Below are 21,897 nucleotides of genomic sequence, written 5' to 3' on the forward strand. Positions count from 1 at the left end.
ACCCACGCGTGCCGGTCAGATGCGTTGCACGTCGCCATCGGCAACACGCCAGGTCGCAGCTTCGCCAAGGATGCCTTCAAAGGACGCACGTTCGGTGCCGGTCATCCACACTTGGACACCGGTGGCGCGGAGCCGCTCGAACAGGGCAGTGCGACGGACCGGATCAAGATGCGCGGCGACCTCATCGAGCAGCAGCACGCCCGGTCGACCCTGTGCCGCGCGCTCGCCATGGGCGAGGGTGATAGCGATCAGCATGGCTTTCTGCTCACCGGTGGAGCATTGCTGGGCGGGCACATCCTTGCCAGCCATGTTGACCGACAAGTCGTCGCGATGTGGCCCGGTCAGAGTGCGTCCGGCGCGGCGGTCATGCATCCGGCCTGATCGCAATGCTTCCCGCAGTTCGTCTTCGCCGAAAGGGGACTGCGTATCGATAGCCAAAAGCGGTTGGGCAAAAGGTCCGCCAGCGTGGTTTTCCAACGTCTCGGTGAGCGCGCCGACTAGCCGGGCGCGTCCCTGCGCGAGGGCGCTGCCATGGGTTGCCATTTGCGCCTCGATCCCGTCCATCCAGGCCGGATCGGGAGCGATATCGTCGGCGAGCAGCCGATTGCGCTCCCGCAGCGCGTTCTCGTAGCGCGCGGCGTGGCGGGCATGCATAGGGTCGAGTGCGAGCGCCATGCGGTCCATGAATCGTCGTCGCTCGCCGGCGGCACCCATGAAAATGCCGTCCATGGCCGGGGTGAGCCAGCCGATTGCCAGCCACTCGCCCAGTTTCACCGCACTTGCCTCGGCGCCATTGATGCGCACCCGGCGGCGGCCGGCCCGGGCCGCATCGACCTGCGTTCCGATCTGGACCGGCTCCTGCCCGTCACCTGGAGTAAGTTGGGCGCCAATGGTGAAGCCGCCGCAACCGGCGCTGCGCGCCATGTGCGGCAATGCCGCGCGGCGCAGTCCGCGACCGGGCGCGAGCAGGGAAATGGCTTCGAGAATGTTGGTCTTGCCGGCCCCGTTTTCACCCACGAGCAGGTTGAACCCCGCCGTCTCGTCGAGCGATGACACGGCGTGATTGCGAAAGTCTGAGAGCGAGATGCGGTCGAGCGCCATAGGGTTGCGTGCACCTAGCGTGTGTGCCTCGCGCTTGCCACGAAAAAGCCAATCCCAACCTTTGGGGGAATTTCCCAATCTTTCGTTTTGATGAACAGCCGACCGCGAGCGGATGAGTGAGGAAACCGCAGAAAACCGGCATTTTTAAAAACTGGCACGGCTGATGCAACGTATTGGGTATCCGGCGGGATGGTCTCGCCGGACCAGACAAACACAAAAGGAAGACCCCCATGATCTTCAATATCGACCGTTTCTTCGCCGCCGCTTTCGCCGTCGCCCTTTCGGCAGTTGCCATGGCAACCGCGATCGTCCCCGCCACCCCGACGCTGATTGTCTGACTCTTCAGGCATTTTCATCGCAATAAGGACTGACCCCCATGTTCGAATTCAAGCCCGCCGGAAATCGACTCTTCGCAGCCGTCTCGGCCTTCGCCATTTCCACCCTCGTGATGGCCTTCGCCATCATCCCCGCTAGCCCTTCAGGAGTGATTGCATGAACCAGATATCCAACAAGAATGGCGGCCAGCCGTCGAAAGATTTTCGGCTGGACCGCAGCAATGCGAAGGTCTGGGGTGTGTGCGCAGGCATCGCGCGCTATTTTGGAATCGATCCCATGTTGGTCCGCATCGGCTTCGTCGCGGGCACGCTGATCGGCTTTGGCTCGCTGATCCTGGTCTATATCGCTATTGCCCTGATCGCCGATTGAGGGGCCGTAAGGCTCCTCAATCCACCCTGGATCGAAACCTCCCGAGCGACTCTGCCGGGAGGCTGCCACCGAGCAGACGGCATTGCTCCCGGCAATCGGACATCACATCGCCGAAATACCGCCGTCGAGCTTGAGCTCCGCCCCGGTCATGAACCGGCTTTCGTCGCTCGCCAGGTAAAGAACCGCATTGGCGATGTCGCTCGGTTCGCCTACGAATTTTAGCGGAATCTGTCGCGCCAGTTTTTCGAGCAGCACGTCCTTGTCCATGTTGTGATGCTTGGCCGTCCCATCGAGAATCGGGGTGTCGACAAAGGTCGGATGGATGGAGTTGCTACGGATCTGCATGTTGTTCTTGGCACAATGCAGCGCAATCGATTTGCTCAGCATCCACACCGCCGCTTTCGACGCATTATAGGCCGGCATGGTGTCGCTGGCGATCAGGCCGGCAATCGAGCTGATATTGATGATCGACCCAGGCGCGTGCTCGCGCATCAGCGGCAACGCCGCCTGGCAGCCGTGAAAAATGCCGTCGACATTGATCGCGAAACAGCGTTTCCAGTCGTCGAAATCGCAGGTCTCGATATTGCCGGCCACGCCGATCCCGGCGTTGTTGACCAGCACGTTGAGTCCGCCCATTTCATCGCGCGCCATGGCGACAGCGGCATCCCAGTCGCTGCGGTCGATCACGTTGTGCGCGATCGAAAAGGCGGTGCCGTCGCCATGTTCGGCATTGATGGCAGCGGCGGTCTCGGCCGCGCCTTCACCGTTGATATCGGTGCACAGGACCCGCGCGCCCTCGGCCGCCAGCGTCTTGCAATGCTGCGCACCAAGACCCTGCGCTGCGCCGGTGACCAGCGCCATCTTGCCCGCAACGCGTCCGCCCGTAGTCCCTGCCATCAATCTTCTCCCAGAAATCCCGGCGCCATCAGCATGGCGATCCGTACATCGATACCGTGGCCTTTCGCGCGGCGCTCTGCAACGAATTGTGCGAGCTCGCCAATCCTTACACGGTGCACGGTAATGTTCTCGCTCCCGGTTCCACCACCATCGCCGACCTTGGTCAGCCCGCGGGCGCGCAGCAGGGCGAAGCTCTCGCTGACCATGCCGGGGCTTGAGTAAAACTCGCCAATAGGTTCCATCCGCTCGGCGCGGTAGCCGGTTTCTTCCTCCAGCTCGCGGATCGCGGCGGTGCTGGCATCTTCGTCTTCCGAACCCTCGTGGTCTCCGATCAAACCGGCGGGTATCTCCAGGCATACACGGCCCAGCGGCACGCGATATTGCTCGACCAGCAGCACGTAGCCGTCGTCGATCGCGATGATTGCAGCGGCGCGGATTCCGCGCGAACGGCTGGCATATTCCCAGCGGCCCCTGCGCTTGGCGGTGACGAATTTGCCTTGCCAGACGATTTCTTCCGGCAGTTCGGCATCGGGGTCGGTCATGGGCTGTTGCCTAGACTTCGATCAGCCGGTCCGGCAACTCGTTTTCATCATCGCCCGAGCGGGGGAAGTGCTTGCTCAATATCCCGCCAACATCACGCACCCCGGCAGCGAGCCCTTCGGCGATGCAGCCCTCGCGGATTTCTTCCAGCATATCGGCCATCGCATCGCCCCAGACATCGGCGCTGACCAGTTCTGCAATCGGCTCGTCGGCAACGATCTCGGCGCGGTGTTCGCACATCGAGAGGTAGATCAGGACACCAGTGCGGCCATGGGTCCTTCGTTCGGCGCCGACCTTGAAATGCTTGACCGCTTGGGCATGGACCCGCGCGCTCTTGAGTGGTCCGGGGACCGAGGCGAAGCGCAATTTCTGCCACGCAAAGGCCAGCCAGCTCAGGCCGAAGGCGAGCAAGCCGATCGCAATGGTCATGGTGGCGATTTCGCCGGCCGTCCATTCATGCGTCCAGCCGCCGATCAAGCTGTCCCAAAAGCCCAGAACCGGCTGCGGGAACAGCGCGAACAGGCTCATCACGGTAAAGGCGATGGCGATCGAATAGAGTTGGACGACATCGGTGTATTCGTCCGAGCGATCGGCCAAAACGGTCACGATCTCGCCCGAGGTGTTGTGCTCTGCCGCGCCTACCGCGTCGGATACGATTTTATGCTGGTCAGCATTGAGATAGGCCATTGTCTACCATCCCCCGGAGGCGCCGCCGCCCCCGAATGAACCACCACCACCGCCGAATCCACCGCCGCCTCCAAAGCCGCCTCCGCCGCCCCAGTCACCACCGGAAACGCCACGGGTAATAGCCTTGCCCGCTTCCCAAAGGATGATGTCGCCGACCACGCCGCCCATGCCGCCGCGGCGATAGCGCCTCCGCCGCCCGCGCCCGGAAAGCATCGGTACGATGAAGAAGAAGAACAGGAATCCGGCCCAGATCAGTCCGCCGATAGGGAAGCCGCCTTCACGCTCGCGTGATTGTGCGGCTTCGGCTGCGATGGCGCGGGCCTCGTCTTCGGGCAGTTGTAATTGCTGGATAATGGCATCGGCGCCAGCAACAATTCCGCCGGACATATCGCCATCGCGAAAACGCGGCACGATCTGGTTGTTGATGATGAGGGAAGAAAGCGCATCGGTGAGATAGCCTTCGAGGCCGTAACCGACTTCGATCCGCACCTTGCGTTCAGTCGGCGCGACAATCAGCAGCGCGCCGTCATTGCGCTCGGCATCGCCGATGCCCCATTCGCGCCCCAGCCGGTAGCCGTAATCGGAGATGTCGTAACCGTCGAGATCGGGGACGGTGACGACCACCAACTGCCGCTGCGATTGTTGCTCGAGCGCGGCGAGCTTCTGGGTGAGCTCGGCCTCGGTCGCGTCGGGGATGATGTCCGCCTGGTCGACAACCCGCCCGCTGAGCGCAGGAAATTCCTGCGCCGCGAGCGGGGAAGCGACCAGCGTCAGCAGGGCCACGGAGACCAGAGCCAACTGGCGCGCTAAGGGCATCGCCAGGCTCAATTGCCAGAAGTCATGTCAATCGTCGGAGAGACTTCTGCGCCTTCTGTTACCGCCGAGTAGGGCATCAGGGGTGAGGCACCGTGGATGATGTTGGCACCGATGGTGTCAGGGAAAGTACGAATGGTGGTGTTATATTGGCGCACCGCCTCGTTGTAGTCGCGGATGGAGACGGCGATGCGGTTCTCGGTCCCTTCGAACTGGCTTTGCAGCGCGAGGAAGTTCTGGTTCGACTTGATCTCCGGATAAGCCTCGAAGCTGGCGAGAAGGCGGCCGAGCCCCTGGCTCAGCTGGCCCTGCGCCGCGGCGAACTGTTCCATCTTGGCCGGATCATCCAGATCGTCGGCGGTAACATTGATCGCGGTCGCACGGGCGCGGGCCTCGGTCACTTCGGTCAGGATGGAGCGTTCGTTTTCGGCTGCGCCCTTGGCGATCTCGACGAGATTGGGAATGAGGTTGGCGCGGCGCTGGAACTGTGCCTCGACATCGGCCCACTTGGCCTTGGCGTTTTCTTCTGCGGCCGGCACGGAATTGATCCCGCAGGCAGCAAGCGAGAGGGCGCCCAGGCCGATCAGGGCCGAGCGGACAAGCATGCGAAGGTTCATCGAATTCTCCCCGGAAGTAGACTGTGTTGCCCATATAGGACAGTTCGGCGCCGGTTCAAGCGGAACCGGGTGCGGTTGCAGCGTGTTCTGCCTCAATAACGACCACGGAGGAACCCATGAATATCTTCGCCGAATTTCGCAAGTTCATCGCGCGCGGCAATGTCCTCGACCTTGCCATGGGCGTCGTCATCGGCGCCGCGTTCGGCAAGATCGTGACCTCGCTGACGGAAAGCATCATCATGCCTTTCATCGGCTGGCTGTTCGGCGATATCGATTTTTCCAACTATTTCCTCCGCCTGGGCTCTATTCCGGAAGGCTATGGCGGATCATTGACCAATTACACCGAGCTGAAGGAGGCGGGTGTGGCAATGATCGGTTATGGCGATTTCCTGACCCAGCTCGTCAATTTCCTGGTCATAGCCGCAGCGCTGTTCATGCTGCTCAAGACCGTCAACCGCGTACTGGATGAAATGCAGGAAAAGCAGGGGGCATCAGAGGACAGCGCCAAGCAGGACGATATCCCTACAGACCCGCAACTCGACGTGCTCAAGAAAATCCTCGCCGAAATGCGCTCGGGCAAAACCCCGGCCACGCCCTAGCGCGGGGGACTCGATACTGTCAGTGTTGCCCGCGTTTATCCGGGGAGGGAAACATGCTGACAGAGTTCAAGGAATTTATCGCCAAGGGTAACGTGATGGAACTGGCGGTCGCGGTGATTATCGCTGGCGCATTTGCCGTCATCGTCGCCTCGATGACATCCGACCTGATCATGCCGGTGGTCGGCGCGATATTCGGTAATGTCGATTTCAGCAACAAGTTTATCGTGCTGTCCGGCGATGTCGAAGCGGGCATGAGCCTGGAAGCAGCGCGCGCCGCGGGTGCCAATGTGCTGGCCTGGGGAGCGTTCGTCACGGCGGTGATCAATTTCCTGATCCTCGCCTTCGTCATCTTCATGCTGGTGCGTTACACCAACAAGATGAAAGCGCGTTTCGAGAAGCCTGCCGCCGAGGAAGCGCCCGCCGGCCCGACCGAGACCGAACTGTTGGTGGAAATCCGCGATGCACTGAAGAGCGGGGCACCCGGCGCGCCGCGAAACGGCCCGATGGGCTGAGGCCGATTGGTGGGGGGCGCGAAAGATCGTGCCTCCCATCCACTTCACATTAATGTGGAATCGCCTATATCGGCATTGTTCGCTTCGGCGGGCTATGATGATAAACTGCGCTGTGTACTAGGCGCAACGGACCCGGGGGCAGTACCCGGCGGCTCCACCAAAAGGCGCCCGGAAACAAGGGTTTCCCGGCATTTTCTGATGGGGCCGAACTAGGATCGACGTGCGTTGAAAGGCAGTGTTTTCATCCGGGCTGAGTAACCCGTTAAAGGCTCAAAACCCACAAGTGCCAATGATAATGAAGCACTTGCTCTCGCAGCGTAATGTGACGGCTTAACGGCCTGAATTTACTAAGCCAAGAGCACGGTTCGGACCGAACCGGGTAACAGAATCGGAAACCGGGGGCCCGGGGGAGCCTAGCAACAGAATCCCCCACCTTTCCCGACAGTTGCAGCCTCAGGCGCTGATTGAATTATCTTTCCGATCAGCTCGCTCGCGCTCGTATTTGAGTGCGTCGAGGATCTTGGCGCCCGCCAGGATCACCGCGCCGCCGCAAGCCCAGAACAGGGTCCACCCGAACCAGCCGGGCATCGTCTCGAGATAGTGGCTGCCGCGTTCCATCGCACCAAGGGCCAGCGCAAAGATGATCAGGAACGCCTCGAAGCGGTTCTTGATGACAAACAGGCGGCCGATCTTGCGCAACATATTCCCTCGATTTGCTTAACGCCCTGCGGTGCAAGCACCATGCCAATGACACACGGCCGCGACATACAGTGGTTAACGAAGGACCGATTGTAAGCACTGCCGACGAACCGGCAAGTGCGTTAACCCAGTTGGGTGAGGTCTAGCCTGTCGAGCAGCCGTTCACGGGCGGTGCGGACCGTCTTGGCGAGAGATGCTGTGCCGATATCGGACGGGTCTATCTGTTCGGGCCAGGTGCTGGCGATGATCCGCTCGATTTCTTCCGCCCGCTTCTCGCTCAGAAGGAACCTCGCATCGACCGTCGCCGGGTCCGCGACGACGCGCAAGCGCAGGCAGGCAGGGCCGCCGCCATTGGCCATCGACTGCCGTACGTCGACGGGCAGGACATGGCGGATCGGTCCGTTGCCAGCCAGCATCCCTTCGACCCAGGCCCATACGCTCGCGCTTTCGCGGCATTCTTCCGGCACCACCAGCGCCATGCTGCCGTCGGGCAGCGTCAGTAGCTGGGCGTTGAAGAGATAGGTCTTGATCGCCTCGGCCAGGCTGACCGCATTCGACGGCACTTCGACCACTTCGAGTGCAGGGAAGGCTGCGCGGATCGCCTCATAAGCTCCCTGTTGATCGGCGAAGGCTTCCTCATGCGCGAACAAAACCCGCTCGTTTGCGACCGCGACCACGTCGTTGTGAAACGCGCCTGCTTCGATCGCGGCAGGGTTTTGTTCGATGAACACTGCGCGCGCTGGATCGAGGCCGTGGAGCCGGGCAACCGCGCGGCTGGCCTGTTCGTGCTGGCGCGCGGGAAAACGTCCGCCGGGGCGACCAAAGACGAAGACCTCGACCCCGGGGCTGCCATGGCCTTCGCAAAAGCGCATGTGGTTGGCTGCGCCCTCGTCGCCGAAGCTGGGCGGGACAGCATCGTGGACTGCAAAATGCGCAGTATCGGCAAAGGCGATATCGAGCTGCGCCTTGGTATCGCGCCATTCCTGCGCCCGGTGCACCATTGTCACCAGGTTGGCTGGCGTGAAGTGGCACTTGCCGTCATCCGTATCGGGGGCGGGGCTGACTGTCGCCGCATTGGCAGTCCACATCGAACTGGCCGACCATGCTGCAGCCAGCAAGGCTCGCTGGGCACCGCTCTCAGCCGCCGGATCTACCCCTAGCCGACGCAATGTCTCGTCTTTGGGGCGGGGAAGCGGCAGCAGATAGCCCTGCGCCAGCCCACGCGCCATGTTGAGGCGCATCTTGGCGAGGCCCTGCAGGGCAGCGGCGCGGGGATAGGACGCATCGCCCTTGTGGCTGGCGCTGGCGATATTGCCGAGGCTCAGTCCGGCGTAATTGTGCGACGGGCCGACGATACCGTCGAAATTGATCTCGACCAGAGAGGACGCGCTCACCGGGGCACGCTCCAGACCGTGTCGCCTTCACCCACGCCCAGCAGGTCGGCAGACTGGGCATCGATCGCCATGCTGCCATCGGCGCGTAGTTCGCGGGCTCCGTAACAGCTGCGGAATTCGGTCAAGCGGCCAGCCGCGAGCAGCGCGCGTTCGCCCATGTCGAGTGCGATATCGGCGACCGTACATTCCGTTGCCTCGGCCACACCCTTCACGCTGTCGGTCTGCGCGACCATCGACGGGCCGCCATCAAAGATGTCGACATAGCCTTCGTAGCGAAAACCTTCCTTTTCCAGCATCCGCATGGCTGCGCGGCCGGTCGGGTGCGGCAGGCCGATGACCTTCTTCGCCTCGTCATCCAGCATGGCGACATAGACCGGGTGCTTGGGCATCAGGTCGGCAATGAACTGGTTGCCGTTGATGGCGTTGAAATAGTCCGCTTCCTGGAAGGTCATGCCGAAGAACCGTCCGGCGACCCCGTCCCAGAAAGGCGATCCGCCGCGCTCGTCGATGATGCCGCGCAGCTCGGCCAGGATGCGATCGGCAAAGCGCTTTCGGTGCATGGCAATGAAAAGATAGCGGCTGCGCGCCAGCAACAGGCCGAGCCCGCCTGCGCGCTCGTTGGGATGCAGGAACAGGCCGCCGACTTCGCTCGATCCTTCCAGGTCGGTGACCAGGCTCAGCAGCTCCGCACGGACCGTGCGGTCGAGCTCCTTGGAATATTGCGTCAGCGTGTTGAGCCGATAGGAATAGAACGGCCAGCGCTGGCCGACCTGCGTCATCAGCTGGCACGTGCCGCGCACTGCACCGGTCTCGGCATTCTCAAGCACCAACACGAATTGCTCGTCGACCAGTTCGTCGCTTGTATTGGCAAAAGCGGCGGTCGAGCGGGCCAGTTTCGAGCCCAGCGCATCGCGATCGGCCGGAAGGTTGGTGAACCCGCCGCCGGTCAGCTTGGCCATCTCGTAAAGCGGCTCGATATCTTCGATGCGCGCCGCGCGCAGGCGGAAACTCAAAGGCTTTCTCCCGATGCCAGCCGATCGAGCACGAGCGCGGACAGGGCCGCACGCTCGGACAGGCTAGGCACAATCATGAATTCGTCAGGTGAGTGGATCTTGCCGCCGCGCACACCCATAGTATCGACCACCGGCACGCCGCAGGCCGCGATGTTGTTGCCGTCGCACACGCCGCCGGTTGATTGCCAGTCGATGTGCTGGCCCAGTTGCGCGCCGCAATCGGCGACGAGGTCGAACAGCTTCTGCGCGCGGCGGTCGACCGGCTTGGGCGGACGGGTCACCCCGCCATGCAGGTCGACCGAGACCTCGTGTGCCTGTCGTACCTCGGCCATCAAAGACTGCAGCCCGCTTTCGAACCGCTCGCCCGCGCTCGGTTCCTTGGGCCGGATGTTAAAGCGCAGCACGGCATTGTCGGGCACGACATTGTTGGCCGCGCCGCCTTCGATCTTGGCCGGGTTTACCGGACAGTCGTCGGTCTGGAGCCCCTTGAGCCCCACCGCCAGTGCCGCCGCCGCAACCAGCGCGTTGCGTCCGTCCTGCGGATTGCGCCCGGCATGGGCAGACCGGCCGCGCACGATCAGCGAGTAATTGCCGGTACCGCCGCGGGCATGGGCCAGCGTGCCCTCGGGCGTGGCCGAGGGTTCGTAGGTCAGCGCAGCATATTTACCGCGCGCCAGTTGCTCGATCAGGGCCGATGAGGACAGCGAACCGGTTTCCTCATCCGAATTGATCAGCACGTCATAGCCCAGCCGCTGGTTATTCTCGCTGCGCTCCAGGGCTAGCAGCGCGTGCAACATCACCGCGATCCCGCCCTTCATGTCGGCAGTGCCGGGGCCGTTGACCACTTCGGTGTCGATCCAGCTGTTCGATTGGAACGGATGATCAGCCGGGAAGACGGTATCCATGTGGCCGGTCAGTACAATCCGTCGCTCGGCCTCGGGCCTAACGCGCAGGACCAGGTGCTGGCCGTGCGCTTTTTCAAACTCCTCGCCATCGGCGCTAATTGCGGTGACTGGAGCCGGATCGACCAGTTCGACATCGCCGGGCAAGCTGGCGAAGGCATCAGCCAGCATCTCGGCGACTTTTCGCAATCCTTCCATATTGCCGGTCCCCGAATTGACCGCGCTCCAGCAAAGCGCCTGCTCGGTCATGGCGGCTTGGTCAATATCGTCGAGAAAGGGGGCGGAAAGTTTCATATGCAACTGCTCCTAGCGTCGGAATGGGCCTCTTCCAACCCGTTGCAATCGGGCCTCCACTTCGCCATAGGCGCATTGGTCCTCCCCAGACAGAATTTGCCGATGATTCCCGCCAGCCAGGCAGGCTGGTACGGAGCAATGAGTGAGGACCGATGACTGACTATACCACCCGAGCCCGCCTGAAGGTCGACCCTGCACTGGCCGGGTTCATCGAGACCAAGGTGCTCGCCCCGCTGGGGCATGAGCCGGACGCGTTCTGGCAGGGCTTCTCAGAGCTCGCGCATAGCTTCACCACGCGCAATCGCGAATTGCTGGCCGAGCGCGACATGCTGCAGGCCCGGATCGACGGCTGGCATCGCGAGCGCGCGGGGCAACCGCATGACCACCAAGCCTATAAGGCATTCCTGACCGAAATCGGCTATCTCGTGCCCGAGCCCGAGGCATTCGAGATCGGCACACGCAACGTCGATCCTGAAATCGCCACGATGGCGGGGCCGCAATTGGTGGTGCCGATCCTCAACGCACGTTTCCTGCTCAATGCCGCAAATGCGCGCTGGGGAAGCCTCTATGACGCGTTCTACGGCACCGACGCGCTCGACGCGCCTCCGGCCCGGCCAGGGGGTTACGACGAAGAACGCGGCGCGGCAGTGATAGCCGCCGCACGCTGTTTCCTCGACGAAGCGGTCCCGCTGGCAAGTGGAAGCTGGGCCGACCTGACGCGGGAAAGGATCGCCAGGGACGGTATCGCGATCGCCGATGAAAGGCAGTATGTCGGGCAAACCGAAATCGGCCGGTTGTTTGTAAACAATGGTTTGCACATCGAAGTCCAGTTCGATCCTGAACATCCGGTCGGGAAAACCGACGCGGCTGCGATCAGCGACGTCCTTCTCGAATCAGCGCTGACGACAATTGCCGATTGCGAGGATTCGGTCGCCGCCGTTGATGCCCAGGACAAGCTGCTGGCCTACAGCAACTGGCTGGGCGTGATCCGCGGCGACCTGGAAGAAAGCTTCGACAAGGGCGGGACCACGCTGACCCGCGCGCTCAAGCCTGACAGGCTATTCGTCGATCCGGATGGCAACCACCAATCGCTGCCGGGCCGCAGCCTGATGTTTGTCCGCAACGTCGGACACTTGATGACCAATCCTGCGATCCTTCTGGAGGATGGGCTGGAGATACCCGAAGGCATCATGGACGCCGTTATCACCAGTGCGATCGGCGCGCATGACGTCAAAGGGTTCGGCCGCTACGGCAATTCGCGCTGCGGCAGCATCTATATCGTGAAACCCAAGATGCACGGGCCGCAGGAATGTCGATTTACCAATGATTTGTTTGATGCGGTTGAGGATTTGCTGGAGCTTCCGCGAAACACGATCAAGGTCGGCGTCATGGACGAGGAACGGCGCACCAGTGCCAACCTATCGGCCTGCATCCACGCGGTGAAGGACCGGGTGGTGTTCATCAACACCGGCTTCCTCGACCGTACCGGCGACGAAATCCATACTTCGATGCAGGCCGGCCCGATCATGCGCAAGGGCGAGATCAAGGGCTCGACCTGGCTCAAGGCATATGAGGATCGCAACGTCGGCATCGGGCTTGCACATGGGCTGGCGGGCAAGGCGCAGATCGGCAAGGGGATGTGGCCTGCGCCCGACCGCATGGCCGAAATGATGGAGCAGAAAATCGGTCATTTACGCGCCGGCGCCAACACCGCCTGGGTGCCGTCTCCAACCGCCGCAACGCTCCACGCGCTGCATTATCACCGCGAGAACGTGTTCGAGATCCAGCGTGGGCTGGGCGACATCCCTTCGCTCGACCTGCTGCTGCAGATCCCGCTGGCAGATGGCACCAATTGGTCGGAAGCCGAGGTGCGCGAGGAACTGGACAACAACGCACAGGGCCTGCTCGGCTATGTCGTGCGCTGGATCGATGCGGGTGTCGGTTGCTCCAAGGTGCCCGACATCAATGATGTCGGCTTGATGGAAGATCGCGCGACCTTGCGCATTTCTTCGCAGCACATGGCCAACTGGCTTCTGCACGGTGTCGCCAGCCGGGACCAGGTGATGGACAGCCTCAAACGCATGGCCGCCAAGGTTGACGAGCAGAACGCCGGCGACCCGTCATACGAACCGATGGATGGCAATTGGAAGACCAGCCTCGCCTTCCAGGCCGCCTGCGAACTCGTTTTCAAGGGGACCGAGCAGCCCAATGGCTATACCGAGCCACTGCTCCATCGCTGGCGGTTGGCGAAAAAGGGCGACTGATCATTTTCGGAAAAGGCCACAACGAGAAAGGGCGGCCCATCTGGCCGCCCCTTCCATCATTCTTTGCGATCATCGCTTCGGACTAGGCTTCGCCGTCCGCCATTGCCGGAGTGACGGTGACAGTCTCGCCAGCATCCGAAGTCGCCGTAAAGGTCCCGTTTTCATCGGGCTCGCTTTCTGTCCAGCACATGCGTTCGACTCCCTCTGTGGTCGGAGTGAAACACGTCTTGCCGTCAACGACTTCCCAGCTCCCCTCGGCAACGATTGTGCCGTCAGGGCCAAGATCCTGATAGGTTCCGTCGGCGTTCAAGATAGAATTGCCTGCCGGACCTTCCTCGTTCGAAACTGTATAGGTTCCCGGAGCAGTTCCATTTGCGGTGGTCATCGCCGCCGGTTCTGCAGCTACCGTTTCTTCTTCGACCTCGGCTTCTTCGACACACCCCATAAGTGCAAGCGGAGCCGCCATCAAAATTAGTTTACGCATAATCTATCCCCCTTCAACAATGCGACCGCGCGCAAACTAGCAGGGATTGTGATGGCCGCAACCGCCGCCGGCTAGAGCGAGCGGGACCGCAGGATCTTGTTGGCGCTGTCGGTCACTACTTCATATAGCTTGCCATCCCCGCCGCGCACCTGGCGGACGGTCTGACCAGCACTGTTTACGGTTTCCTTGACCACCTGGAGCCCCGAACCGGCGAGGTCGAGAACCTTGCCCTGACGCAGCAGCGAGTTGGTCAGGTTGCTGACCGTGTTGACCGTATTGTTGACCACCCCACCGGCGGTATCGACCGTGTTGTCGAGCGTGTTGCCCAGCGTTTCGATGATCTCGGGGTTCTTTTCGAGCGTCGTGAGCGTGCGTTCGACGATGGCGCGGACGTTATCGAGCCGAACGACCAGCGCGGCCTGCGCCTCGACACCCTTGATGGTCAGTTTGACATTGCCGATCGAGACGTCGGCGCCCGCGCGCAATTGGACCAGGTTGGCGACCCGCGCATCAAGCGACAGCCGCGCCTCGACATTGTCGACCTCGAGGGTGATCTCCTCGACATTGAGCTTGGGAATGTCGAGCAGGACGTCGGGCTGTTCACCAGCAGGCGTCGAACTGAGGTACTCGACCGTCGGGCTCTGGTTGCGCGATTGGGCGCGCTTCTGATCCTGCGCGGATGCGGTGGCGGGAATGGCCAGTGCGAGCGCGGCGAGGGGGAGGGCGGTGAAGCCAGCGACTTTCTTGTTCATGATCAGTCCCTTGTTGCGTTGGTCTTGTTGTCGGGGTCATCATCGTCTCTCCACGCCTGCGCCAGCGGATCGGCCAGAAACAATTCCCCGTGATATTGGATCGAAAGGTCGCGGTAGGATTTCGCTCCGGCAGGTATGGTGCGTCGGGTTTCCTGGTCCGTGCCTTCGGCTACGTCGCCCGTGAACTCGACAACCACCGGCCCCTCGCTTTCGATCTCGAGCGAGTTGATCCTCGCCTGGGCGTGGATTTCGATTGAGGGCAGATCGGCGGGTGTTGTCGAGGGCTGGAGCGAAGATGCAGCCTGGATCAGTGAGAAGATGACGAGTCCCATACCGGCTTCAAATCCCTGAGCCGTCGGCGGTTCCCGTCCTAGCGCGAAAGTAGCCGCGCCAAGGCTACGAACTCTTCGACGCTGAGGGTTTCGGCGCGGCGGGTCGGGTCGATCCCGACCTCGGCCAGCGCCTCGACCGCACCGGGCAGTCCCTTGAGGCTTTGCCGCAGCATCTTGCGGCGTTGGCCAAAAGCCGCCTCGGTCAGCTGCTCTAGCGTCTTGGCGCGCACGCCGTCGGGCATGGCCTCGGGCGTCACATGGACAATTGCGCTCATCACCTTGGGTGGCGGAGTGAAGGCGCTGCGATGGACCTTCATCGCGAGGCTCGCGGCACCGCGCCATTGGGCCAGCACGGCCAGCCGCCCATAAGCCGAGGTGCCAGCCTGCGCGACAATCCGCTGCGCCACCTCTTGTTGGAACATCAGCGTGAGCGAAGTCCATTTTGGAGGCCATGCCTCGCCCCCGAGCCAGCGCACGAACAGCGCGGTCCCGACATTATAGGGCAGGTTGGCGACCACCGCGAAGGGTTCGCCCATCAATTCGGCGTGATCGATCTTCATCGCGTCGCCTTCGATCACGCGAAGCCGGCCGGGATAGGCCTCCCCCAATTCGGCTAGCGCAGGCAGGCAGCGTGCGTCCATCTCGATTGCCGTGACGCGGGCGCCGGCCTTGAGCAGCGCGCGCGTCAGTCCGCCCGGACCGGGGCCAATCTCGAGCACCGCCTTGTCCTCGAGGTCGCCGGGGAGGGCGGCAATCCGGTCGAGCAGTTGCGCATCGAATAAAAAATTCTGTCCCAACGCCTTGGAAGCCGAGAGTCCATGGCGCGCGATGACCTCGCGCAAGGGCGGTAAATCAGCCATCGGCCCGCCGCGCGGCGCAGTGGCCGGCCATGCGAATGGCGGCGATCATCGCGCCGGGATGGGCAGATCCTTTGCCTGCGATGTCGAATGCGGTGCCATGGTCGGGGCTGGTCCGCACGATCGGCAGGCCGAGGGTGACGTTGACCCCTTGGTCGAAGTCGAGCGCCTTGACCGGGATCAGCGCCTGGTCGTGATACATGCACAGCGCAGCATCGAAGCCGGCGCGTCTGTGCGGGCTGAACAATGCATCGGCCGGATGGGGCCCGGTCGCGGTTATGCCGTCGGCCAGCAAGGCCGCAATGGCGGGCGCGATGATAGTCTGCTCTTCGTCCCCGAACTTGCCATCTTCGCCCGCATGGGGATTGAGCCCGGTTACCGCCAGGCGTGGCTGTTCAATTCCAAAATCACGCGCCAGCGCGGCAGCGACCACACGGCCCCGAGCCACGATCAGATCGGTCGATAGCCGCTCTGGAACCTCGGCCAGCGGGCAATGCACGGTCAAGGGGACTGTCCTCAGGCTGGGACCAGCCAGCATCATGACCGCTGCATCTTCGGGCAGGTCACAGGCATGGGCGAGAAATTCGGTCTGACCGGGATAGGCAAAGCCGACCTGTTCGAGCAGCCCCTTGGCGATCGGAGCGGTCACTACAGCGGCGGCATCTCCGCCGACGACGAGCGCGGTCGCTTGCTGTAAGGAGCTCCATGCCACTGCTGCCCCGATGGCATCCGGGGCGCCAGGCAGATAGTCGCCATCCGCGCCCGCCAGCACCGGCAGGGCATCGGCAAACACTTCTGCCGCTTGATGCGCGCCGGAGATTTCCTGCACCCGGGTCGCCACACCCAGCATTTCGGCGGCCTGACCCAGAACTTGTGCGCCGCCCGCAACCACGAAAGGCATCAGGCCTCCCGCCTCACGCTCATGCCACGCGCGGATGATCAGCTCCGGCCCGATTCCGGCCGGATCACCCAGCGAAAGGACGAGCGGGAGCTGGCTCAATTGTACTCGATATAGGCGTCGTTGCGCAGGTCGCGCATGTAACGAAGCGCGCGCTTTTGCACCCGTTCCGCCTCGATATCGTCGATGATCTGGTCCACCGTCGGCGCGCCGGCGTCTTCAGGATCGTCGCGGCCGCACAGCAACAGGACGCGCACGCCTTCATCGAGCGAACCGAACGGCTGGGTCGCCTGGCCGACCTGCAATTGCAGCATCGCAGGCTGGAGCTGTTCGGGCAGGTCGCGCACGGCGATCTGGTCGTTGGTGACGACTTCTGCGCCAATGGCTTCAGCCGCCCTTTCGGCGTCACCGCAGCCCTTGATCGACGAGACCATGGACTGGAAAGCCTGGAACCGCTGCGCGGCCTGGGCTTCGCTGATACCCTTGGGGAACTGAAGCGAGATCTGCTTCAGACTCAGCACAGCTTCGCGCGGGTCGGCCATCAGGATCTGCCGCTTGTCACGCAGGTAGAGAATGACCACGCCGCCGGGAATGCCGATTGGCCCGCTCAACTGGCCAGCCTGCATGGTCTGGACCGCTTCGGCCATCTGCGGCGGTAGCGTGCCGGGGCGGACGTAGCCAAGGTCACCGCCCTGGGCAGCGGTTGAGCTTTCCGAATACTGCCGCGCATAGGCGGGGAAGCTGGCCCCCTGGCGCAACTGTTCCATGATGGAACGAGCGTTCTGGATAACCTGCGCCTGCGTTTCGGCAGTGGCGGACATGTAGATTTCCATGATGTGGAATTCTTCCTGTCCCTTCGATTCCTCGAGCCGCTTGAGCACGTCGAGCGCTTCTTCTTCGGAAACGTTGATGAACGGGCGGATCATCCGTCCAATCAGGCGAGACCAGGCATATTCACCCTGGATCTGTCGCTTGAGCGAAGCGGGGGAGGAACCGATCGACACCAGATAAGCGTCCATCGCTTCGACATCGCCGCCGAAATTCTGCGCCGCCAGTGTCTTGTAGCGCTGGTCGACTTCGGCTGCGCTGACAGTGATTTCCTGGTCGGCCGCGGCCTGAACCTGCAAGGTCTCGTCGATCAGATTGCGAAGCACTCGCATCCGCAATTGGATCAATTCGGCTTCCCCGATCTGCCCTTGTGCAGAGGCGAGAACCATATTGGTGCGATGATCGACATCGGTCCCGGTAATTACCGTGCCGTTGACGACGGCTGTTGCCTTGCGGACGTTGGGGTCGGTCTCACCGAAGAGCGAGAAGTTCTCCGGAATGCCCAAGGGATTGGGAGCGGCTGCCGGCGCGGCCTCAACCTCGCCATCTTGCTCCTGCGCGGCTTGCGCTTGCAGGGCGATCGGAGAAACGGCCAAGCCGATGGTAGCCGAAACGGCCGCCATGCGAGCGGAAAATCTGGAAACGGTGGTTGTGATCACGGTCGATCCTGTCTTGCACTCCAAGCGCCGGGTCACGGCATCGCGGAGCATGTCTTGTTCGGTTATGCCGATTGGCAGGAAATGGCTTAACCGTGGCTGAGTGAGCGCAACTAGCGTGTTTGGGCCCGCAAGCCAATCGTGCTGTTGGCGCAAGTGAAAACTCAGCGGAACCCGAGGTTGCGTAAGGAGAAATAGACCTGGAAGGTGTCGCCGCGCTGGGCATCGCCCTGGTCGACGTAATCGCGCCGCCAGGTAAAACCGAATTCGAGACAGTCGTCCTGATAGGCCACGCCCAGCCGCGTTCGCAACGGCTGGAAGCCATCGGAACTAAGTGTCGGATCCTCGTTGCGGTCGGTCAGGTTAAATACCCCGGCGCCGAACAATGACCAGTAATCGGCAAAGGCGACGCGGGTCGCGACGCGCACTTCCTCGCGGTCCTGCAAGTCCTCTATCCCGAGCGCGATATCGCGGTCGAGCCGGAGGTAGCCGACCTCGACGTAGGTCCGGCGGCTGCCGACGGTCGCATCGAACTCGTTGCGGCGAATGGCGAGATTGTCCTTGTCGAGCCGGTATCGGTGGGTGACCGATACGAAGTCCTTGAACCGCACCTCCGTCCGTCCGACCAGGTCCGACAGTCTTTCCGACAGGCCGGTACCATCAATCAGCACATCGGGATCCTTGTCGAGCCGGTAGGACTGGCCGAGCGTGGTCTTGACCCGCCAGCCTGGCCGCGTCAGCTCCCAGTCGAAACCATAGGTGACGCGCAAGCCGTCCTCGATCCGGTCGTACCCGGGGAAGCGGTTGAGCGCGAACAGGTTCGAATCTTCCAGGTCGATCGCGCGTGCGTCCTCGTTGGGAATGGCGAGGTTCTTGGTCTCGGGGCTGGCGACCACCTGCACGCGCGGAGTGAATATCTGCAATCCGCCCAGCGCGGGCCCTGCCAGCGGCCATTGCAGGTCGGCAGCGGCCAAGACTACACCGCGCGTTTCCCAGCCCGGATTACCACGGTAGATAGCGGTGTCCGTCAGCAGGTTCTCGTCCGAGTGGTAGACATCGCCGCGCGACAGCGCGGTCAGTTGCAGCACCTGGCCCATCGGGGTGATCTTGCGCAAGTCCCAGCGTGCGCTGGCGAAGGCGCGCTGGGTATCCTGACCCACGTCGCGCGTAATCGCCATTGTATTGGCCTGGAACTGGAACTTTCCGCCCAGCCACGGATCGTCGATCCGCCGGCGATAATCGATTACCGGCAGCGCGATCGGCACCTGCCCCTGTTCCTGGTTCAACCGCAGCGTCTGGGTGGCATAGCCGGCAATTTGCAGATAGCTGTCGGTATCGACCCGTTCCAGCTGCGCGATTGAGCGCAGGCGGTCGTCACGGCTGATATCGTAGCGGCGCAGAAAGGTACGATCGCTAGCGATGCGGATGGAGGTGTCGAGGCTCCAGTGCTCGTCGAACTGGAACCGGCCATTGGCGAACAGGTAGCCGCGAAAATCCTGCTCGCTGGTGGCGATGCCGGTGAAGTCTGCAATGCGGCGAGAGTGGGTCCCGTAGGCGGTAACCTGGTAGGCGCCCTGCTCGGTCAGGTGCCGCCACTTGGCCGACGCCATCGGCGGTGCATCGGTATAGACAAAAGCACCCAGCGTGAGGTCCTTGTTGTCGGCCACGCGGTAATAATACTCGCCCGACAGCTCGAGCCCGTTGGATTCGGAGATCCGGATATCGGGGATGAGAAAGCCCGATATGGCGCCGCCATCGGTGCGGATCGATAGGCCCGGCAACGGCAGCAGGCGGGCTCCGAACAATTCGAGATAGGCGTCGCGAAATCGGACCTGCCGCTTCACCGGATCGTAGATTACTCGCTCGGCGGTGATGCGCCAGCTCGGCTTCTTGTCACAGCCTTCGGGGGTCGTGACCGCACAACCGCTGTAGGCCGCGTGGTTGAGCACGACCGTGCCGTCCTCGCTCCGCTCGCCCGATTCTGCCGCGAGACGCCCACCTTCGCGCAATGCCAGCAGCAAATCGTTCATGGCGCCAGCTTCGAACTTGTCGGTTAACTCCAGCTCGCTGGCATAGATCTGGTTGCCGTCGGCATCGACGAAGCGAACATTACCGCTGGCACGGATCACGCCGGCCTGGCGATCCCATTGCACCTTATCTGCGCGGACCGACTGGTCATCGCCACGCAAGACAACATTGCCGGTCGCAGTCAGGATGTCCGCGTCCGAATCATAGGCGACGCCGTCGGCCTCGAATTCGATTTCGTCGGGTACGGACAGGTTCTCGCCGATGGTCCCTGTTTCCGGGTCGTCCGCGCTTTGGTCCTGCTGGATCAGCGCGGGTGCCTGCGCGTCGGCACTCTCCTGCGCGAGTCCAGGCGCGCTTGCCAGCACAAGCCACGCGAGCGCCAACGACCCTGCGCCGGCGCGGTATCTTGAGAGACAAGTGCGGTGCTGGGCGGGAAGCGGGGCCGGGAGCATGGCTTGCCTATTGCACCAAGCACTCCTAATCGCAATCGCACTTACGCGCTGCCGCGCATCGTTTTTTCGATGGCGGCCGCATCGGCCATCTGTCCCCTTGCGGAGTATCCATGAAAATCACCTTTGCCGACGCCGTTCCAGCAGCAGCGGGCCTTGTCGCCCATATTGCCAACCGCGGTTCGATGCCTGAAGGCCTCGAAACCGTCCTTGCCGAAGGCGCCAAGGCCGCGCGATTCAAGGGCTCGGTAGGGCAGGTATTCGAAGGCTTTGTTGCGCGCGGTGAGAAGATCGTGCGGGTCGCGATCGCCGGTGCAGGTGAGGCTGATGCCGAGAAGCGCACGACCCACCTGGAAAAGGCAGGGGCAGCCTTGGCGGCGAAATACCTGACTTCGGGCGAGAAGATTATCGTCCTCGATGTGTCGGGTTCAGGGCTTGATGCCGGGGCTCTTACTTCGGTCCTTCTTGGCCTGCGCCTGCGCAGTTGGCGACACGATTCCTATCGCACCAAGATGAAGGACGATCAGAAGAAGACGCTTTCTGCGGTCACGGTCGTCGGAGCGCCCGTTGGCACCGAGGCAGCGTGGGAAATTGAATCTGCGCTGTGCGATGGCATTGAATTTGCCCGCGAACTGATCGCCGAGCCGGCCAACATGCTCTATCCGGAAACCTTCGTCGAACGCTGCCGGACCGCGCTTGAAGGCACCGGTATCGAAATCATCGCCATGGACGAGGCGGAGATGGAGAAGCACGGGATGGGCGCGCTGCTCGGTGTCGGACTCGGCTCCGAATGCGAATCGCGGCTGCTGTGCATGAAGTGGAACGGCGGCGAGGCGGGCCAGCGCCCGATGGCCTTTGTTGGCAAGGGCGTGACCTTTGATACCGGTGGTATCTCGATCAAGCCGGGTCCGGGCATGTGGGACATGAAATGGGACATGGGCGGCGCGGCGGCGGTGGCCGGCGGTATGGTCGCGCTGGCCAAGCGCGGGGCCAAGGCCAATGTGGTCGGCATCTGCGGGCTGGTCGAGAACATGCCCGATGGCCGTGCCCAGCGCCCGGGCGATATCGTCACCTCGATGTCGGGCCAGACCATTGAAGTGCTCAATACCGATGCCGAGGGACGGCTGGTGCTATGCGATGCGCTGACCTGGACGCAAAAGGAGTTCGATCCCGTCGCGGTGGTCGATTTTGCCACACTGACCGGGGCCATGATCATCGCGCTGGGCAACGAGTATGGCGGCATCTTTGCCAATGACGATGATCTGGCCGATGCGCTCATGGCGGCTGGCCAGGCCAGCGGAGACAAGCTGTGGCGTTTCCCGCTTGCCCCGGCCTATGACAAGCTGATCGACAGCCCCATTGCGGATATGAAGAATATCGGCGGGCGCGGAGCCGGCTCGATCACGGCGGCACAGTTCCTGCAGCGGTTTATCGACAAGGACCGTCCGTGGGCACATTGCGACATCGCCGGGATGGTGTTCGACGAGAAGCCGGGCCAGACCTGGGGCAAGGGCGCAACCGGCTACGGCGTGCGCATTATCGACCGCTACGTACGCGACGTCCTCGAGGGTTAGGG

At 62.5% G+C, this 21,897-nt stretch carries 24 protein-coding genes and 1 other RNA gene; 8 read left to right on the forward strand and 17 right to left on the reverse strand.

Features of this window, described 5'->3' with window-relative positions; genetic code table 11:
* Positions 1-15 precede the first annotated feature (15 nt).
* Positions 16-1,101: a DNA replication/repair protein RecF gene (gene recF / locus ACXYL9_RS05135; protein ID WP_459038509.1), complete on the reverse strand. Its 1,086-nt coding sequence runs from the start codon at positions 1,099-1,101 to the stop codon at positions 16-18.
* A gap of 230 nt (positions 1,102-1,331) precedes the next feature.
* Here recF and ACXYL9_RS05140 point away from each other — a divergent pair, with 230 nt between their 5' ends.
* From ACXYL9_RS05140 to ACXYL9_RS05150, 3 genes are read left to right on the forward strand one after another with little or no spacing between them, the layout of a single operon-like run.
* Positions 1,332-1,439 carry an enoyl-CoA hydratase gene (locus ACXYL9_RS05140; RefSeq protein ID WP_459038510.1) on the forward strand — a complete coding sequence of 36 codons (108 nt, stop codon included), beginning with the start codon at positions 1,332-1,334 and terminating at the stop codon, positions 1,437-1,439.
* A 38-nt stretch (positions 1,440-1,477) separates the two neighbouring features.
* Entirely contained in the window at positions 1,478-1,597 is a 120-nt protein-coding gene (locus ACXYL9_RS05145) for a recombination protein F (protein ID WP_459038511.1), read from the forward strand.
* Positions 1,594-1,806: a PspC domain-containing protein gene (locus ACXYL9_RS05150; RefSeq protein WP_459038512.1), complete on the forward strand. Its 213-nt coding sequence runs from the start codon at positions 1,594-1,596 to the stop codon at positions 1,804-1,806. The genes ACXYL9_RS05145 and ACXYL9_RS05150 overlap by 4 nt, the downstream gene beginning before the upstream one ends.
* A 102-nt stretch (positions 1,807-1,908) precedes the next feature.
* On the opposite strand, the gene ACXYL9_RS05155 is transcribed toward ACXYL9_RS05150, so the two are convergent.
* Genes ACXYL9_RS05155 through ACXYL9_RS05175 form a run of 5 tightly spaced genes read right to left on the reverse strand, consistent with a single transcriptional unit; the run spans position 1,909 to position 5,360 of the window.
* Entirely contained in the window at positions 1,909-2,703 is a 795-nt protein-coding gene (locus ACXYL9_RS05155; protein WP_459038513.1) for an SDR family oxidoreductase, read from the reverse strand.
* Positions 2,703-3,245 (reverse strand): NUDIX hydrolase, encoded by a 543-nt coding sequence (locus ACXYL9_RS05160; RefSeq protein WP_459038514.1) that lies wholly within the window; start codon positions 3,243-3,245, stop codon positions 2,703-2,705. Before ACXYL9_RS05160 ends, ACXYL9_RS05155 begins: the two co-directional genes overlap by 1 nt.
* Positions 3,246-3,255: 10 nt before the next feature.
* Positions 3,256-3,930 (reverse strand): TPM domain-containing protein, encoded by a 675-nt coding sequence (locus ACXYL9_RS05165; protein WP_459038515.1) that lies wholly within the window; start codon positions 3,928-3,930, stop codon positions 3,256-3,258.
* A gap of 3 nt (positions 3,931-3,933) precedes the next feature.
* Positions 3,934-4,746 (reverse strand): TPM domain-containing protein, encoded by an 813-nt coding sequence (locus tag ACXYL9_RS05170; RefSeq protein ID WP_459038516.1) that lies wholly within the window; start codon positions 4,744-4,746, stop codon positions 3,934-3,936.
* 8 nt (positions 4,747-4,754) lie between these two features.
* A complete protein-coding gene (locus ACXYL9_RS05175; RefSeq protein WP_459038517.1) occupies positions 4,755-5,360 on the reverse strand; it encodes a LemA family protein in 606 nt (201 codons plus the stop codon).
* A gap of 116 nt (positions 5,361-5,476) precedes the next feature.
* Between ACXYL9_RS05175 and mscL (ACXYL9_RS05180) the strand changes: the two genes are divergently transcribed.
* The 3 genes from mscL (ACXYL9_RS05180) (at position 5,477) to ssrA (ending at position 6,868) form a co-directional block, all read left to right on the forward strand.
* Positions 5,477-5,959, forward strand: a complete 483-nt coding sequence (gene mscL, locus ACXYL9_RS05180) for a large conductance mechanosensitive channel protein MscL (protein ID WP_459038518.1) — start codon at positions 5,477-5,479, stop codon at positions 5,957-5,959.
* 53 nt (positions 5,960-6,012) lie between these two features.
* Positions 6,013-6,471: a large conductance mechanosensitive channel protein MscL gene (gene mscL / locus ACXYL9_RS05185; RefSeq protein ID WP_459038519.1), complete on the forward strand. Its 459-nt coding sequence runs from the start codon at positions 6,013-6,015 to the stop codon at positions 6,469-6,471.
* 39 nt (positions 6,472-6,510) lie between these two features.
* Positions 6,511-6,868: a transfer-messenger RNA gene (ssrA, locus tag ACXYL9_RS05190) on the forward strand.
* Between the two features lie 56 nt (positions 6,869-6,924).
* Here ssrA and ACXYL9_RS05195 read toward each other — a convergent pair.
* From ACXYL9_RS05195 to ACXYL9_RS05210, 4 genes are all read right to left on the reverse strand, one after another.
* Positions 6,925-7,173 carry a hypothetical protein gene (locus ACXYL9_RS05195; RefSeq protein ID WP_459038520.1) on the reverse strand — a complete coding sequence of 83 codons (249 nt, stop codon included), beginning with the start codon at positions 7,171-7,173 and terminating at the stop codon, positions 6,925-6,927.
* Between the two features lie 119 nt (positions 7,174-7,292).
* Positions 7,293-8,564 (reverse strand): N-succinylarginine dihydrolase, encoded by a 1,272-nt coding sequence (locus ACXYL9_RS05200; RefSeq protein ID WP_459038521.1) that lies wholly within the window; start codon positions 8,562-8,564, stop codon positions 7,293-7,295.
* Positions 8,561-9,577, reverse strand: coding sequence for an arginine N-succinyltransferase (locus tag ACXYL9_RS05205; RefSeq protein ID WP_459038522.1), 1,017 nt, complete (start codon positions 9,575-9,577; stop codon positions 8,561-8,563). Before ACXYL9_RS05205 ends, ACXYL9_RS05200 begins: the two co-directional genes overlap by 4 nt.
* Entirely contained in the window at positions 9,574-10,773 is a 1,200-nt protein-coding gene (locus ACXYL9_RS05210) for a hydrolase (RefSeq protein ID WP_459038523.1), read from the reverse strand. The genes ACXYL9_RS05205 and ACXYL9_RS05210 overlap by 4 nt, the downstream gene beginning before the upstream one ends.
* Before the next feature lie 152 nt (positions 10,774-10,925).
* Between ACXYL9_RS05210 and ACXYL9_RS05215 the strand changes: the two genes are divergently transcribed.
* A complete protein-coding gene (locus ACXYL9_RS05215) occupies positions 10,926-13,037 on the forward strand; it encodes a malate synthase G (RefSeq protein WP_459038524.1) in 2,112 nt (703 codons plus the stop codon).
* 82 nt (positions 13,038-13,119) lie between these two features.
* Here ACXYL9_RS05215 and ACXYL9_RS05220 read toward each other — a convergent pair whose 3' ends face one another.
* The 7 genes from ACXYL9_RS05220 to ACXYL9_RS05250 form a co-directional block, all read right to left on the reverse strand.
* Positions 13,120-13,521 (reverse strand): hypothetical protein, encoded by a 402-nt coding sequence (locus ACXYL9_RS05220; RefSeq protein ID WP_459038525.1) that lies wholly within the window; start codon positions 13,519-13,521, stop codon positions 13,120-13,122.
* 71 nt (positions 13,522-13,592) lie between these two features.
* Positions 13,593-14,273: a hypothetical protein gene (locus tag ACXYL9_RS05225; RefSeq protein WP_459038526.1), complete on the reverse strand. Its 681-nt coding sequence runs from the start codon at positions 14,271-14,273 to the stop codon at positions 13,593-13,595.
* Positions 14,274-14,275: 2 nt separating this feature from the next.
* Positions 14,276-14,605 carry a hypothetical protein gene (locus ACXYL9_RS05230; RefSeq protein WP_459038527.1) on the reverse strand — a complete coding sequence of 110 codons (330 nt, stop codon included), beginning with the start codon at positions 14,603-14,605 and terminating at the stop codon, positions 14,276-14,278.
* A gap of 38 nt (positions 14,606-14,643) precedes the next feature.
* Positions 14,644-15,465: a 16S rRNA (adenine(1518)-N(6)/adenine(1519)-N(6))-dimethyltransferase RsmA gene (gene rsmA, locus ACXYL9_RS05235; RefSeq protein ID WP_459038528.1), complete on the reverse strand. Its 822-nt coding sequence runs from the start codon at positions 15,463-15,465 to the stop codon at positions 14,644-14,646.
* Positions 15,458-16,462, reverse strand: a complete 1,005-nt coding sequence (gene pdxA / locus ACXYL9_RS05240) for a 4-hydroxythreonine-4-phosphate dehydrogenase PdxA (protein ID WP_459038529.1) — start codon at positions 16,460-16,462, stop codon at positions 15,458-15,460. The genes rsmA and pdxA overlap by 8 nt, the downstream gene beginning before the upstream one ends.
* Positions 16,459-17,847 carry a peptidylprolyl isomerase gene (locus tag ACXYL9_RS05245; protein ID WP_459038530.1) on the reverse strand — a complete coding sequence of 463 codons (1,389 nt, stop codon included), beginning with the start codon at positions 17,845-17,847 and terminating at the stop codon, positions 16,459-16,461. The genes pdxA and ACXYL9_RS05245 overlap by 4 nt, the downstream gene beginning before the upstream one ends.
* Positions 17,848-18,008: 161 nt before the next feature.
* Positions 18,009-20,324: an LPS-assembly protein LptD gene (locus tag ACXYL9_RS05250; protein ID WP_459038531.1), complete on the reverse strand. Its 2,316-nt coding sequence runs from the start codon at positions 20,322-20,324 to the stop codon at positions 18,009-18,011.
* 110 nt (positions 20,325-20,434) lie between these two features.
* Here ACXYL9_RS05250 and ACXYL9_RS05255 point away from each other — a divergent pair, with 110 nt between their 5' ends.
* Positions 20,435-21,895 (forward strand): leucyl aminopeptidase, encoded by a 1,461-nt coding sequence (locus ACXYL9_RS05255; protein ID WP_459038532.1) that lies wholly within the window; start codon positions 20,435-20,437, stop codon positions 21,893-21,895.
* The last annotated feature ends 2 nt before the right edge of the window (positions 21,896-21,897 follow it).

It is taken from the genome of Qipengyuania sp. CAU 1752, assembly GCF_054482615.1.